Origin of the sequence: Microbacterium sp. SLBN-111, from assembly GCF_049739645.1 — a bacterium.
Lineage (GTDB): Bacteria > Actinomycetota > Actinomycetes > Actinomycetales > Microbacteriaceae > Microbacterium.
In genome coordinates, this window is the sequence record NZ_JBMGQH010000001.1 from 357,521 (window position 1) to 371,717 (window position 14,197).

A 14,197-nucleotide genomic window follows, 5' to 3' on the forward strand; every position below is an offset into this window, starting at 1 on the left:
TCCTAAGTTCTGCGGTGCCGCACACGGGGTGCGGCGGGGACGGACCGCCTCGTGAGCGGATGCCGTCCGGACGTGCGGGGACGACGGTCGCGGCCCCATAAGGGAGGGGAGGCCGGCACGGAGCCGGCCTCCCCTGGAGAGTGGATCTCTCAGCCGGCGAGGTAGGACTCGACCTTGATCTTGCCGCTGACGATGTCGGCCTTCAGCGCGTCGACCTTGCTGGTGAGGTCGGCGGGCACCCGGTCGGACCAGTCGTGGTACGGCGCGATGCCGACGCCCTCGTTCTCGAGCGTGCCGACGAACGGCGTGGTGTCGAACTCGCCCTTACCGGCGGACACGATCGCGTCCTTGGTTCCGACGTCGATGCCCTTGAGGATCGAGGTCAGGAGCAGGCTGCCGACCGAGGGGTCGGTCTGGAAGACGTCGGCGTCGACGCCGACCATGGCGATCTGACGGCCGGAGTCCTGGATGGCGACGGCGGCCGACTGGTAGATCGGGCCACCGACGGGCAGCAGCACGTCGACGTTCTGGTCGATGATCGCCTGCGCGGTCTGACGCGCGGTGTCGTTGGCCTCGAAGCCGCCGGTGAACGAGCCGTCCTTGGCGGCGCGGTCCCAACCGACGACGCGCACCGAGGTGCCGTTGTCGGCGTTGTACTTCTCGACGCCCTGGGCGAAGCCGTCCATGAAGATCGTGACGGTCGGGATGTTCATGCCACCGAAGGTGCCGACGACGCCGGTCTTCGAGACGCCCGCGGCGAGGTAGCCCGCGAGGTAGGCCGCCTGAGCGGTGTCGAAGATGATCGGCTTGATGTTCGGCGCGTCGGTCTTGCCGTCGAAGTTCTGGTCGACGGTGTCGTCGATCGAGACGTACTGCAGGTCGGGGTTGGCCTGCGCCGACTCGAGGGCGGCGGGGGCCAGGAGGAAGCCGACCGTGATGATCGTGTTGCAGCCCTGGTCGACGAGGCTCGAGAGGTTGGAGGCGAAGTCGGTCTCGGCCTGCGACTGGACCTCGATGGGCTTCTTCGAACCGAGTTCGGCGGCGGCCTGGTCCAGGCCCTCCTTGCCGAGCTGGTTGAACGACTTGTCGTCGAACCCACCCGAGTCCGAAACCATGCAGGGCAGGTAGTTGCTGGCGCCGGCAGCCGCCGACGAGGCGGTGCTCTCCGGAGCGGCGCCGCAGCCGGCCAGCAGCACGGCCGCGCCGATCATCGCAAGGCCGCTGACGACGGCCTTCTTCGTGGTCTTCACGAATGGTCCTCCAAGACGATGCCCCCAACGGGTTCGGGGGACGATGGAGTCACGTTACCCACTGTGACGAATCGCTTGCGGGCCGCGACGGCCCGTGGGCGGCAATGGTTACAAAGACGCAATCTCGCGTGATGCGACCGCCACACGACGCCCCGGAAGAGGGACCGGATACCGCCGACGACGGCATCCGGTATCAGAGGACGTCGCCGCGCCCGGTGAGCTTCAGCGCGTCCACGACGCCCTTGACGCGCTGCGCGTTCTCGCTGGTGGTCACGAGAAGGGCGTCGGGGGTGTCGACCACGACGATGTCGCGGACGCCGATGAGACTGATCACGCGCTTGGTCTGCGTCACGACGATGCCGCTCGACGCGTCGGCGAGCACGCGCGCGTCCTCGCCGAGGATCGCCAGCTCGTTTCGGCCCCCGGAGGAGTTGAGCTTGGAGAGGCTCGCGAAGTCGCCCACGTCGTCCCAGTCGAAGTGCCCGGGGATGACCGCGAGGCGCCCCTTCTCGGCCGCGGGCTCGGCGACGGAGTAGTCGATGGCGATCTTCTTCAGGCCGGGCCAGATACGGTCGACCGCGGGACCGCGGCGGTCGCGGTCGTCCCACGCTTCGGCGAGTTCGATCAGGCCGGCGTGCAGCTCGGGCTCGTTCACGGCCAGCTCGGCGAGCAGCACGTCTGCGCGCGTGATGAACATGCCGGCGTTCCAGAGGTACGAGCGGTCCGCGTAGTACGCCTTGGCCGTGTCGAGGTCGGGCTTCTCTACGAAACGCTCGACCGTGTAGGCCTCGGGCGCCCCGTCGACGATGAGTTCGTCGGCCTGCTTGATGTACCCGAACCCGACCGAGGGTTCGGCGGGCTGGATGCCGATGGTGCAGATGTATCCGGCTCGCGCGACCGCAACGGCCTGGCGCACGGCGAAGTCGAACTGCCGCGTCTGGCGGATGACGTGGTCGGCGGCGAACGAACCGATGATGACGTCGGGCTCGCGGCGGACGAGGATCGCGGCGGCGAGTCCGATCGCGGCGCTCGAGTCGCGCGGCTCGGACTCGAGGAAGACGTTGTGGTCGGGGACGCCGGGGAGCTCACGCTCGACGGCGGCGCGGTGCGCGCGCCCGGTGACGACGGCGATCCGGTCCACACCCGACAGCGGGGCGAGACGGTCCCACGTGTCGCGCAGCAGCGTCTGGCCGGATCCGGTGAGGTCGTGCAGGAACTTGGGAGCATCCGCGCGCGAGAGCGGCCACAGGCGGCTGCCGATTCCCCCAGCGGGGATCACGGCGTAGAAGTCGTCGATAGCAGGTTCGGCCATGGCACAGACCCTACTTGGCCCGTCCTCGCATTTCCGCGCACGGTACGCAAACAACTCGAAACGGAAATTGCCGAGAAACTCTCTCGTCATCGAGTGCCAAACTATCTCGACATCGAGAGAGTGTTAGGCGACCCTCATCCCCCGGATTCATAGCCCGGACGTAGTATCCAAAGGCGCCCGTGTGACGCTGGGGGCCTGCGCGGGCCCTCTACACCGTGTTCGATCAGGGAGGACGACCGTGTCAGCACCAGCACGTGCCACGCCGTCGGTGAAAGAGACCACCTCGAAGAGGCCGCGCGGCACTCTGTATCGCGGCCGCGAGGGCATGTGGTCGTGGGTCCTGCACCGCATCACCGGTGTCGCGATCTTCTTCTTCCTCCTGGTCCACATCCTGGACACGGCGCTCATCCGCGTCTCGCCCGAGGCGTACAACGCGGTGATCGGCACCTACAAGAACCCGATCATGGGCCTGGGCGAAGTCGCCCTCGTCGGCGCGATCGCGTACCACGCCTTCAACGGTCTGCGCATCATCGCGGTCGACCTCTGGCCGTGGGCCACGCGTCACCAGCGTCAGCTCTGGTGGGGCGTCCTGGGTCTCTGGGTCGTCACGATGGCCGGCTTCACGCCGCGCCACCTCATCAACGTCTTCAGCGCCGTCACGGGGAGCCACTGATGTCCGTCGCCCAGGAAGCCAGCACGATCCCCGCCCCCCGCACGCCCGCCGTGCGGAAGAAGGGCTCCAATCTCGAGAAGTGGGGATGGATCTACATGCGCGCCTCCGGCGTGCTGCTGATCGTCCTGATCTTCGGGCACCTCTTCGTCAATCTGATGACCGGCGAGGGCATCCACCAGATCGACTTCGCGTTCGTCGCCGGCAAGCTCTCCTCGCCGTTCTGGCAGTGGTGGGACGTCCTGATGCTGTGGCTCGCCCTGATCCACGGCGCGAACGGCATGCGCACGATCGTCAACGACTACGTCACCACCGTCCAGGTGCGTCGCGTCCTCATCGGCGCGATCGTCCTGGCATCCGCGTTCCTCATCCTCCTGGGCACGCTCGTGGTCTTCACCTTCGACCCTTGCCTGGGCGTCACCGAGAGCAGCTCCCTCTGGGAGATCTGCCAGCCGTGAGCCACCGCATCCAAGCGGCATCCTCCTTCCCGACTGAGACAACAGAGGCATTGCACACGTGAGCACTCAGAACAGCGCGGACACGATCGTCAAGGACGGCGTGCACTACCACCAGTTCGACATCGTGATCGTCGGCGCCGGCGGCGCCGGCATGCGCGCGGCGATCGAAGCGGGTCCGGGCGCCAAGACGGCCGTGATCTCCAAGCTCTACCCCACGCGCTCGCACACGGGTGCGGCGCAGGGCGGCATGGCCGCCGCGCTCGCGAACGTCGAAGAGGACTCCTGGGAGTGGCACACCTTCGACACCATCAAGGGCGGCGACTACCTCGTCGACCAGGATGCTGCGGAGATCCTCGCCAAGGAGGCGATCGACGCCGTCATCGACCTTGAGAACATGGGCCTGCCGTTCAACCGCACGCCCGAGGGCAAGATCGACCAGCGCCGCTTCGGCGGGCACACGGCCGACCACGGCAAGACCCCCGTGCGCCGCGCGTGCTACGCCGCCGACCGCACCGGTCACATGATCCTGCAGACGCTGTTCCAGAACTGCGTCAAGCTCGGCATCAACTTCTTCAACGAGTTCTACGTCCTCGACCTCATCACGGTGAAGGACGACGCGGGCAAGACCCAGGTCGCCGGTGTCGTGGCGTACGAGCTCGCCACCGGAGACCTGCACGTCTTCCAGTCCAAGGCGGTCGTCTTCGCCACGGGTGGTTTCGGCAAGATCTTCAAGACCACGTCCAACGCCCACACCCTCACCGGTGACGGCGTGGGCATCGTGTGGCGCAAGGGCCTCCCGCTCGAGGACATGGAGTTCTTCCAGTTCCACCCCACCGGACTCGCGGGTCTCGGCATCCTGCTCACCGAAGGCGCGCGCGGTGAGGGCGCGATCCTCCGCAACGCCAGCGGTGAGCGCTTCATGGAGCGCTACGCCCCGACGATCAAGGACCTCGCGCCGCGCGACATCGTCGCCCGCTGCATGGTGCAGGAGGTCGCGGAGGGCCGCGGCGCCGGCCCGCACCGCGACTACGTGCTCCTCGACTGCACGCACCTCGGTGCCGAGGTCCTCGAGACGAAGCTCCCCGACATCACGGAGTTCGCCCGCACCTACCTGGGTGTCGACCCGGTCGTCGAGCCCGTCCCGGTCATGCCGACGGCGCACTACGCGATGGGCGGCATCCCGACCAACATCAAGGCCGAGGTGCTCTCCGACAACGACACCGTCGTCCCCGGTCTCTACGCCGCCGGCGAGTGCGCGTGCGTCTCGGTGCACGGCTCCAACCGCCTCGGCACCAACTCGCTGCTCGACATCAACGTCTTCGGCAAGCGCGCCGGCCGCAACGCCGTCGAGTACGTCCAGACGGCCGACTTCGTGGCCCTCCCCGAGGACCCCGCGAAGGAGGTCCGCGAGATGATCGAGGGCCTGCGCGCCAACTCGGGCACCGAGCGCATCGCGGTCCTGCGCAAGACGCTGCAGGACGAGATGGACAAGGGCGCCCAGGTGTTCCGCACCCACGACTCGCTCGCCGAGGTGCTCGACATCATCGCCGACCTGCGTGAGCGCTACAAGAACGTCCACGTCGACGACAAGGGCAAGCGGTACAACACCGACCTGCTCGAGGCCGTCGAGCTCGGCTTCCTGCTCGACCTCGCCGAGGTCGTCGTCTACTCCGCGCAGAACCGCGAGGAGAGCCGCGGCGGTCACATGCGCGACGACTTCCCGACGCGCGACGACGAGAACTACATGCAGCACACCATGGCGTACCTGACCGGCGACCCGCACTCGTCGCACCCCGCCGACCACATCGAACTCGGATGGAAGCCGGTGGTGTTCACGAAGAACGACGCCGGCGAGTTGCGCTACCCGCCCCTGGAGAGGAAGTACTGATGGCCGCGACCGCGCTCGACACCACGACCGACGCCCCCGCCGACATCGAGCAGTCCCCCGAGGACACCGGCATCCAGTCGTTCCTGGTCACGTTCAACATCCGTCGCTTCGACCCCGAGGTCGACGACGAACCGCGCTGGGTCGACTACGACGTGGAGCTCTACTCCACGGACCGCGTGCTCGACGCGCTGCACAAGATCAAGTGGGAGAAGGACGGCTCGCTGTCGTTCCGCCGCTCGTGCGCGCACGGCATCTGCGGATCGGATGCCATGCGCATCAACGGCCGCAACCGCCTGGCGTGCAAGACGCTGATCAAGGACCTCGACATCTCGCAGCCCATCTACGTCGAGGCGATCAAGGGTCTGCCGCTCGAGAAGGACCTCATCGTCGACATGGAGCCGTTCTTCGCCTCCTACCGCGAGGTGCAGCCCTTCCTCATCGCGAACAGCAAGCCGGAGCCCGGCAAGGAGCGCATCCAGTCGATCGTCGACCGCGAGGTCTTCGACGACACCACCAAGTGCATCCTCTGCGCCGCGTGCACGTCGTCCTGCCCCGTGTTCTGGACCGACGGCCAGTACTTCGGCCCCGCGGCGATCGTCAACGCGCACCGCTTCATCTTCGACTCGCGCGACGACGCGGGCGACGTGCGCCTCGACATCCTCAACGACAAGGAAGGCGTGTGGCGCTGCCGCACGACCTTCAACTGCACCGAGGCGTGCCCCCGCGGCATCGAGGTCACCAAGGCCATCGCCGAGGTCAAGCAGGCGGTCCTCCGCGGTCGCTGAGCCCCACTCCTCGAACGGCGGGTGCGCTTCGGCGCCCCGCCGTTCGTCGTTCCGACCGGATGCCACCGGGTACCCGCCCGTGACGGATGCCGGGAGGGGGTGGCATCCATTCATTAGGCTCGAGCGGGTGACCGACAGCCGCCACGACTCCCGCCCGCTGCCCGGCGCGGCGCCTGAGGAGACGCCGTTGCGCGAGCGGCTCGAGACCGCGGTGCGGGAACGCCTCGACCAGCCGATCGCGCGGGCCGCGAAGATCGCGCAGGTGTTCCCGATCCGGGTGTGGCGGCACTTCCTGCGTCACAACGGATTCCTGCTCGCGGCGGGCATGAGCTACCAGGGCCTGTTCACGCTGTTCTCCGCGCTGTACCTCGCATTCGCGGGCGTCGGGATCTGGCTGGGCGGAAGCAAAGCGGCCATCGACGGTCTGATCCGGATCGTCAACGGCTACATCCCCGGGATCATCAGCGACACCGGCCTCATCAAGCGCGAGCAGGTGGAGGCCGTCGCGCAGGAGAGCGGCAAGCTCCTCGGCGTCACAGGAAGCGTCGCCGGTGTCGTGGTCATCTGGACCGCGATCGGCTTCGTCACCTTCACGCGGCGCGCCGTGCGGGACACCTTCGGGCTGCCCTTCGACGCGCGCAACTACCTGCTGCTGAAGGCGCGCGACTTCGTCGCCTCCCTGCTGTTCGGTCTGGCGCTCCTCCTCGGCGCGCTGCTCGGCTCGATCACCACCGGTGCCATCGACCTCGTCTTCGGATGGATCGGGTGGACGCGCGAGACCCTCGGGTGGACGCTCGGTGCCCGCGCCATCTCGCTCGTGGTCGCCTTCGGCATCAACACGCTCGCGCTCGCGTCGCTCTTCCGCTTCCTGACCGGCACGGCGCTGCCGTGGCGGCGGATCTGGCCCGGCGCGATCGTCGGCGCAGCCGGCATGGTGGCGCTCCAGATCGGGGCCGGCTTCCTGTTCGTCTACTCCCCCGCGAACCCGCTGCTGGCCACCTTCACGGTGCTCATCGGTTTCCTGCTGTGGTTCCGGCTGGTGGGGATCGTGATCCTGGTGGCCGCCGCATGGATCGCCGTCGCGGCCGACGACCGCGACGTCCCGCTCCGCTCGCTCGAGGACCGACGTGCGATGGAGCAGGCGGCCCTCGTGATCGCGGCGCAGGTGGCCGTGCGCGAGGCCGAGGAGACCGCGGCCCTGTCGCGCTGGCCGCGACGGTGGCTCGCGCGGCGACGGCTGCGCGCGGCGCGCGCGCACCTCGAGCGGGTCGAGGCGGAACTGCCCGCACCCCGGCGGTCGACGCTCCCTCTGGACTGAACGGTCGGGCCCCATGTCGGAGGCCCCGGTTACGCTCGTGGGGTGGCTCGTTCCGTACGCATCGTCTCCGTCAACGTCAATGGCATCCGTGCCGCCGTCCGCAAGGGCATGACCGAGTGGCTCGACGCCTCGGGCGCCGACATCCTCGCGCTGCAGGAGGTGCGCGCGACCGCCGAGCAGCTCGCCGAAGCGCTGCCCGGGTGGCAGATCGTCAACGACGAGGCGCTGCAGAAGGGCCGTGCGGGCGTCGCGATCGTCAGCCGCCTGCCCGGCGTCGAGACCCGCACCCACCTCGGACCCGAGCCGCTCGACGCGTCGGGTCGCTGGATCGAGACCGACTTCGACATCGACGGCGAGACCCTGACCGTCGTGAGCGCCTACGTGCACAGCGGCGAGGTCGACACTCCGAAGCAGGAGGCCAAGTGGCTCTTCCTGGATGCCATGGAGGCGCGTCTCGCCGAGCTCGGGGCCACGCAGCCGCTCGCCATCGTCATGGGCGACCTCAACGTCGGGCACCGCGAGCTCGACATCAAGAACTGGCGGGGCAACCGCAAGAACGCCGGATTCCTCCCCCGTGAGCGCGCCTACTTCGACCGGTTCTTCGGTCCCGCGGGCGAGTCCGTCGAGGGCGCCGACGGCTCGACCGGCACGGGCCTCGGATGGGTCGACGTGGGCCGTCGCCACGCGGGTGAGGTCGAGGGGCCGTACACGTGGTGGTCGATGCGCGGAAAGGCCTTCGATAACGACTCGGGGTGGCGGATCGATTACCACGTCGTGACCCCGGCCCTGGCCGAGCGGGTCACCGACTACCGCGTCGACCGCGCGCCGTCGTACGACACCCGCTGGAGCGACCACTCCCCCGTCATCGCCGACTACACGCTGGGCCGCTGAGCGAGGCGGGTCGCCGGCGCCGTGCCGATGTCCGCAGCGGCCTAGGATCGAACGGTGACCCAGCAGCGCCTCTACTCCGGAATGCAGCCCTCCGCCGACAGCCTCCAGATCGGCAACTACATCGGGGCGCTCCTCCAGTGGCGCGAGCTGCAAGACCAGTACGACGCGTACTTCTCGGTCGTCGACCTCCACGCCCTCACGCAGCCCGGCGACCCGGCCGAGCGCCGCGAGAAGACGCGGCGCACGGCGGCACAGTACATCGCGGCGGGCATCGAGCCGTCGCGCTCGACCCTGTACGTGCAGTCGCACGTCCCCGCGCACGCTGAGCTGCAGTGGGTGCTGTCGACGCTCACGGGCTTCGGCGAGGCCGGGCGCATGACGCAGTTCAAGGACAAATCGGCCCGGTACGGAGCAGATGCCACGAACGTCGGCCTCTTCACCTACCCGGTGCTGATGGCAGCAGACATCCTGCTCTACCAGACCGATGTGGTGCCGGTCGGCGACGACCAGAAGCAGCACATCGAGCTCACCCGCGACCTCGCCGAGCGCTTCAACAAGAACTTCGGTGAGACGTTCACGATGCCGAAGCCCATGATCCAGCGCGAGACGGCCCGCATCTACGACCTGCAGAACCCCACGTCGAAGATGTCGAAGTCGGCGGAGTCCGACGCGGGTGTGCTGTGGATGCTCGACGAGCCCAAGGTCAGCGCCAAGAAGATCATGCGCGCCGTCACCGACTCCGAGGGCGCGGTGCGCTTCGACCGCGAGGAGAAGCCCGGTGTCTCGAACCTGCTCGTGATCTACTCGGCCCTCACCGGCCGCGAGATCTCCTCGATCGAGGACGAGTACGCGGGCCGCGGTTACGGCGACTTCAAGAAGGGGTTGGCCGAGGTCGTCGTCGCCGAGTTCGAACCGGTGCGCGAGCGCGCGCTCGAGCTGCTCGCCGACCCCGCCGAGCTCGACCGCGTCCTCGCGTCGAACGCGGAGCGGGCGGCATCCGTCGCCGAGAAGACCCTCGCCGACGTCTACGACCGCATCGGCCTCCTGCGCCGCGGCTGACCCCGCGCGCGGTGCCGCCGGGCGGTGACGACGCGTCTGGCCCGGCGTCACCACCGGGGACACAACGAAGGAAATCTGTCGACTTCGACGGCATCCACCCACACCTGACCATGTGTGCGCGGCAGATTTCCTTCGTTGTGTACTCATGCCGCGCCGCGGCGCGGCTTACTGGGGCCGACGTCCCTGCAGCAGTCCGCGCACCGCGCGCAAGAGCTGGTCGGGTCGGGTGAAGATGATCTGGGCGGTCGGCCGGATGCACACGTATCCACGCTCCGCCAGGGCGAGATCGCGCTGCCTGTCCCGCTCTTGCGCGATCCACCCTCCGTGATGCGCGCGGCTGTCGCACTCGATGACCAACCACCCGTCCACGACGAGGTCGACCCGCCCAACCCCCTCGATCACCTTCTGGATCTCGACCGGCAGCCCGAGCCCTCGCACCAAGAGGCGCGCGAGCGTTTCCGATCCCGCCTCGGCCCGCCCGTCTACGAGGGGTCGAAGCACGCGGTACTTCTCCGGCACTGCGGCGAACACCTCCGCCAGGTCGTCCTCACCGATGACGCCTCGGTGCAGCGCACTGTCGAGTGTGGCCACCGCGGCGCGTGGCGGCTGGCATTGCACGGCGCATACGAGGGCCGAGATGACCCCGACGGTGTGGGCATCCCCGAGGTCCTCCCCTCTCCAGTGAAGGACGACCGACCCGTCCCGTGGCATCCGGACGCGCCGTGAATGCGGCGAGCGCTGTCGGGCGCGATTCGGCTCGACCTGTACGTGCAGCGGGCGAGAACTCAGCACGAAGACGCCGAGTTCCGCCAGCGCCGAGACACAGTCCAGCCGTCCCCCGACTCGCTGGGCAGCAAAAGACACGATCGGAAACCCCTCCCGCCAGATACACATCCCGTCGCGCGCGCAGGATCGCACCGTCGCGCAAGGCGTTTCGCAGCCCTGCCCGCGAAAGGCCGTCCGAACGAAGCTCTGCATACGTCATGATGCGGTCGGTGGGCAGTGCTGGTGGATCCGTCGTCACCCCGTGAGGATGCCGTGCCAGAACGGAGGCGTGAGCGCCACGACCATCCGGCTGGGGATAACTGGCGCTGGGGAGGAGGGGTGATCCGTGACACAACGAAGGAAATCCGGGCGAAGGGGCGCCGGTTTCAGAAGGCCTCGCGCAGTCTGACGTCAGCTTTCCTTCGTTGTGTACTGGCGGGGTCGACGGGACCTGCTGGAGCCGGCCGGTAGCGTGGGCGGATGGAACCCGACCACCTGCAGACGCCCCGGCTGGAGCTCTCGGCGCCGACTACCGCGGACGTCGCGGCGATTCACGCAGCGTGCCAGGATGCCGACCTGCAGCGCTACACGACGGTGCCGTCGCCGTACCTCCTCGAGGATGCCGAGCGCTTCGTCGCGCTGACGGCGGAGTGGTGGGCGGACGGCACGCAGCCGACGTGGGCCATCCGCCGCGACGGGAGCCTGGCCGGAATGATCGGGCTGGCGAAGCTCGACACCGGGGCACCCGAAATCGGTTACTGGATCGCCCGCGACGCGCGTCGGCAGAACGTCGCCGTCGAGGCGGCGACCGCCGTGATCGACTGGGCCTTCGCCGACGACCGTCCCGCGGTCGAGCGCGTCGAGTGGCGCGCCGTGGTCGGCAACATCGGCTCGGCCCGGATCGCCCGGCGCCTCGGCTTCCGGTACGAGGGGCTGCTGCGTCAGGCCCACGTCAACAGCCTGGGCCGCGCCGATCTCTGGATCGGCGGCCTCCTCCGCCACGACGACCGGACCCCGCAGGACTGGCCGCTCGACCTGGGTTAGGCGTCCCGGAGGGGTCGAGCGTCCAAGACACGCCGCATCACGTCGACCCCGTGCGGCGTGTCTTGGACACTCGACGGGGAGGTCGGGCGCGCGAGGGGGTCAGCGCGGGCCGGCGGGGTGGGTGCGCAGGCCGTCGAGCAGCAGCCGGACCATCGCGTTCGGCTCCCCGCCCGCGGCCGGCGCGCGGTGGCTCAGGTCGGCGATCGCCATGAGGAAGTCGAGCGGATCGACGCCCGAGCGCACCTCTCCGCTGGCGACGGCGGCGTCCAGCAGCGCCGTGAGCGCTGGCCCGAGCGTCTCCCGAAGGTGAGTCGGAAGCTCGTCGAAGGCGGGATCGCCGGAGTTCAGCGCGGCGGACAGACCCTGCTTCGTGGCGACGAACCGCGTGAACCGCTCGACCCAGAGGTCGAGGGCCCGCCCGGGCGGGTGCGCGGCTGACAGCTCCTGGGCCGCCGCCGCGGTGGCGTCGATCTCGTTGGTGAAGACCGCGGCGACGAGAGCCGCGCGATTCGGGAAGTGCCGGTACAGCGTCCCGACTCCGACGCCGGCCTCGGCGGCGATCTCGCGTGCGGGCGCGTCGACGCCCGCGCGGGCGAAGACGGTCCGCGCGGCGTCGAGCAGAGCGGCGAGGTTCTGGCGCGCATCCGCGCGCGCGGCACGAGCCGGTGTCGGCGGCATGATCGTCTCCTCTTGCGTAAACGGAACAATGTTCCGTATAGTCCAATCCGGAACACCGTTCCGCTCAAGCTTAGAGGAGACGCTATGCAGTACCGAAACCTGGGTCGCACGGGAATCAAGGTCACGCCGTTCGCGCTGGGCGCGATGATGCTCGGTTCGTTCGGAAACCCCGACCGCGAGGAAGGCGTCCGCATCGTCCGACGCGCTCTCGACGCCGGCATCAATTTCATCGACACCGCCGACCGCTACGGCGACTCCGAGGAGGTCGTCGGTGAGGCGATCCAGGGACGCCGTGACGAGGTCGTCCTCGCGACGAAGTTCTTCAGCCCCGTGGACGACGACATCAACCACCGCGGCGCCTCCCGACGGTGGATCGTGCAGGCCGTGGAGCGGTCCTTGCGGAATCTGCGCACCGACTGGATCGATCTGTACCAGTTGCACCGCCCCGATCCGGATACCGACATCGACGAGACGCTCTCGGCGCTCACCGATCTCGTCCGCCAGGGCAAGGTGCGCGCGATCGGCACGTCGTCGATGCGCGGTTCGGAGATCGTCGAGGCGCAGTGGACCGCCGACCGTCGCGGATTCGAGCGCTTCCGCACGGAGCAGCCCAACTACTCGATCCTCGACCGCGAGATCGAACGGGAGATCCTGCCCGTGCTCCAGCGCTACGGAATGGGCTCGCTGGTCTACAGCCCGCTGGCCGGCGGCGCCCTGAGCGGCCGCTACCGTGCGGGGCAGGAGAACGCCAACTTCCGCGCCTCGACGGGGATGCGGCACTTCCGCGACGAGCGCCGGCTCGCCGTCATCGAGCAGCTGGTGGAACTGGCTCAGGATGCCGGGATGCCGCTGACGCATCTCGCGATGGCGTTCGCGATCAGCCACCCGGGGGTCATCGCGGCCATCGCCGGCCCCCGGACCATGGAACAGCTCGAGGACACCCTGGCGGGCGTCGACATCGTGCTCGGCGACGACGTCCTCGACCGGATCGACGAGATCGTCCCGCCGGGCGAGTCCATCGGCGCGATGGACATGGTCTACCGCGGCCCCGACGTTCTGGACCCGTCCCTGCGACGGCGGCCCCCGCAGGATCGATCCGCCGCGTGACGCTCCGGGGTCATCGGGCATCGCCCCGGTGACCCCGCCGATCGGCGCCTCGCCACCCCCTCCCCGCTGTCGGGAGGGGATGCCATGATGTTCGGCATGCCCGAGATGCCCGAGGTGGAAGGACTCGTCGAGTTCCTGCGCGGTCGCGTGACCGGGCTGACCTTCACGAAGGCGAGCGTGTCCGCGATCAGCGCGCTCAAGACCTACGATCCGCCGATCGACGCGCTCGTCGGTTCGGCCGTGACCGGGGTCGAGCGGCACGGCAAGTTCCTCGACGTCGCCACCGACGGTGGCATCCATCTCGTGTTCCACCTCGCGAAGGCGGGCTGGCTGCGCTGGTACGACACGCTGCCCTCGACCATCATCAAGCCCGGGAAGACGCCGATCGCGCTGCGCGTGGGGTTCGACGACGGCTCGGGGTTCGACCTGACCGAGGCCGGGACGAAGAAGTCGCTCGCCGTCTACGCCGTGCGCTCCCCCGCGGACGTGCCGGGCATCGCGCGGCTCGGTCCCGACCCGCTCGACCACGCCCTCGATCGCGACGCGTTCGCCGCTCTGCTCGCGGGGCGGCGCACCCAGATCAAGGGCGTCCTGCGCGACCAGTCGATCATCGCCGGCGTCGGTAACGCGTACTCCGACGAGATCCTGCACGCGGCGAAGATGTCGCCGTACGCGCTGGCGGCGAACCTCACGGATGCCGAGATCGACACTCTGTACGCCGCGATGATCAGCACCCTGACCGAGGCGATCGACACCGCGCGCGGCAAGCCCCCGGCCGACCTGAAGGATGCCAAGCGGCGGGGCATGCGCGTGCACGGCCGGCGCGGCGAGGCGTGCCCGGTGTGCGGCGATGAGGTGCGCAGCGTCTTCTTCGCCGACAACTCGCTGGAGTACTGCCCGACGTGCCAGACGGGCGGCAAGATCCTCGCCGACCGGCGCCTGTCGCGCCTCCTGAAATAGCACGGTTTCGTC

Annotated in this window: 14 protein-coding genes; 10 read left to right on the top strand and 4 right to left on the bottom strand. The window is 68.9% G+C overall.

The window, feature by feature from the left end; translation table 11 throughout:
- Positions 1-149: 149 nt before the first annotated feature.
- Together RKD05_RS01665 and RKD05_RS01670 are read right to left on the bottom strand one after the other, a co-directional pair.
- Complete coding sequence (locus RKD05_RS01665) at positions 150-1,250, bottom strand: BMP family lipoprotein (protein ID WP_424707618.1); 1,101 nt, start codon at positions 1,248-1,250, stop codon at positions 150-152.
- A 193-nt stretch (positions 1,251-1,443) separates the two neighbouring features.
- Positions 1,444-2,562, bottom strand: a complete 1,119-nt coding sequence (locus RKD05_RS01670) for a mannose-1-phosphate guanylyltransferase (protein ID WP_424707619.1) — start codon at positions 2,560-2,562, stop codon at positions 1,444-1,446.
- A gap of 238 nt (positions 2,563-2,800) precedes the next feature.
- On the opposite strand from RKD05_RS01670, the gene sdhC reads away from it, so the two are divergent.
- The 7 genes from sdhC (at position 2,801) to trpS (ending at position 9,631) form a co-directional block, all read left to right on the top strand.
- The gene (gene sdhC / locus RKD05_RS01675) at positions 2,801-3,235 is read left to right on the top strand and encodes a succinate dehydrogenase, cytochrome b556 subunit (protein ID WP_022878791.1); all 435 of its coding nucleotides are present in this window, start codon (positions 2,801-2,803) and stop codon (positions 3,233-3,235) included.
- Positions 3,235-3,690 carry a succinate dehydrogenase hydrophobic membrane anchor subunit gene (locus tag RKD05_RS01680; protein WP_022878792.1) on the top strand — a complete coding sequence of 152 codons (456 nt, stop codon included), beginning with the start codon at positions 3,235-3,237 and terminating at the stop codon, positions 3,688-3,690. Before sdhC ends, RKD05_RS01680 begins: the two co-directional genes overlap by 1 nt.
- A gap of 58 nt (positions 3,691-3,748) precedes the next feature.
- Positions 3,749-5,578: a succinate dehydrogenase flavoprotein subunit gene (sdhA, locus tag RKD05_RS01685; RefSeq protein ID WP_424707621.1), complete on the top strand. Its 1,830-nt coding sequence runs from the start codon at positions 3,749-3,751 to the stop codon at positions 5,576-5,578.
- The gene (locus RKD05_RS01690; RefSeq protein ID WP_022878937.1) at positions 5,578-6,363 is read left to right on the top strand and encodes a succinate dehydrogenase iron-sulfur subunit; all 786 of its coding nucleotides are present in this window, start codon (positions 5,578-5,580) and stop codon (positions 6,361-6,363) included. Before sdhA ends, RKD05_RS01690 begins: the two co-directional genes overlap by 1 nt.
- 127 nt (positions 6,364-6,490) lie before the next feature.
- A complete protein-coding gene (locus RKD05_RS01695; protein ID WP_424707622.1) occupies positions 6,491-7,681 on the top strand; it encodes a YihY/virulence factor BrkB family protein in 1,191 nt (396 codons plus the stop codon).
- Between the two features lie 42 nt (positions 7,682-7,723).
- The gene (locus tag RKD05_RS01700) at positions 7,724-8,572 is read left to right on the top strand and encodes an exodeoxyribonuclease III (RefSeq protein ID WP_424707624.1); all 849 of its coding nucleotides are present in this window, start codon (positions 7,724-7,726) and stop codon (positions 8,570-8,572) included.
- A 54-nt stretch (positions 8,573-8,626) separates the two neighbouring features.
- On the top strand, positions 8,627-9,631 hold the full coding sequence (trpS, locus tag RKD05_RS01705) for a tryptophan--tRNA ligase (RefSeq protein WP_424707626.1): 1,005 nt from the start codon (positions 8,627-8,629) through the stop codon (positions 9,629-9,631).
- 165 nt (positions 9,632-9,796) lie between these two features.
- Here the strand turns inward: trpS and RKD05_RS01710 are convergent, their stop codons facing one another.
- On the bottom strand, positions 9,797-10,609 hold the full coding sequence (locus tag RKD05_RS01710) for an endonuclease domain-containing protein (protein WP_424707627.1): 813 nt from the start codon (positions 10,607-10,609) through the stop codon (positions 9,797-9,799).
- Between the two features lie 267 nt (positions 10,610-10,876).
- Here RKD05_RS01710 and RKD05_RS01715 point away from each other — a divergent pair, with 267 nt between their 5' ends.
- Positions 10,877-11,440, top strand: coding sequence for a GNAT family N-acetyltransferase (locus RKD05_RS01715; RefSeq protein ID WP_424707629.1), 564 nt, complete (start codon positions 10,877-10,879; stop codon positions 11,438-11,440).
- Positions 11,441-11,539: 99 nt separating this feature from the next.
- Here RKD05_RS01715 and RKD05_RS01720 read toward each other — a convergent pair whose 3' ends face one another.
- Positions 11,540-12,118, bottom strand: a complete 579-nt coding sequence (locus RKD05_RS01720; protein WP_424707631.1) for a TetR/AcrR family transcriptional regulator — start codon at positions 12,116-12,118, stop codon at positions 11,540-11,542.
- An 84-nt stretch (positions 12,119-12,202) separates the two neighbouring features.
- On the opposite strand from RKD05_RS01720, the gene RKD05_RS01725 reads away from it, so the two are divergent.
- Together RKD05_RS01725 and RKD05_RS01730 are read left to right on the top strand one after the other, a co-directional pair.
- Positions 12,203-13,225: an aldo/keto reductase gene (locus RKD05_RS01725; protein WP_424707633.1), complete on the top strand. Its 1,023-nt coding sequence runs from the start codon at positions 12,203-12,205 to the stop codon at positions 13,223-13,225.
- A 96-nt stretch (positions 13,226-13,321) separates the two neighbouring features.
- Positions 13,322-14,185, top strand: a complete 864-nt coding sequence (locus RKD05_RS01730) for an Fpg/Nei family DNA glycosylase (protein WP_424707635.1) — start codon at positions 13,322-13,324, stop codon at positions 14,183-14,185.
- The last annotated feature ends 12 nt before the right edge of the window (positions 14,186-14,197 follow it).

Excerpts from the sequence above, each read along its gene's own strand:
- RKD05_RS01730 (WP_424707635.1), top strand. The coding sequence starts at position 13,322 with ATGCCCGAGATGCCCGAGGTGGAAGGACTCGTCGAGTTCCTGCGCGGT.
- RKD05_RS01715 (WP_424707629.1), top strand. The coding sequence starts at position 10,877 with ATGGAACCCGACCACCTGCAGACGCCCCGGCTGGAGCTCTCGGCGCCG.
- RKD05_RS01670 (WP_424707619.1), bottom strand. The coding sequence starts at position 2,562 with ATGGCCGAACCTGCTATCGACGACTTCTACGCCGTGATCCCCGCTGGG.
- RKD05_RS01690 (WP_022878937.1), top strand. The coding sequence starts at position 5,578 with ATGGCCGCGACCGCGCTCGACACCACGACCGACGCCCCCGCCGACATC.
- RKD05_RS01725 (WP_424707633.1), top strand. The coding sequence starts at position 12,203 with ATGCAGTACCGAAACCTGGGTCGCACGGGAATCAAGGTCACGCCGTTC.
- RKD05_RS01710 (WP_424707627.1), bottom strand. The coding sequence starts at position 10,609 with ATGCAGAGCTTCGTTCGGACGGCCTTTCGCGGGCAGGGCTGCGAAACG.
- RKD05_RS01720 (WP_424707631.1), bottom strand. The coding sequence starts at position 12,118 with ATGCCGCCGACACCGGCTCGTGCCGCGCGCGCGGATGCGCGCCAGAAC.
- RKD05_RS01680 (WP_022878792.1), top strand. The coding sequence starts at position 3,235 with ATGTCCGTCGCCCAGGAAGCCAGCACGATCCCCGCCCCCCGCACGCCC.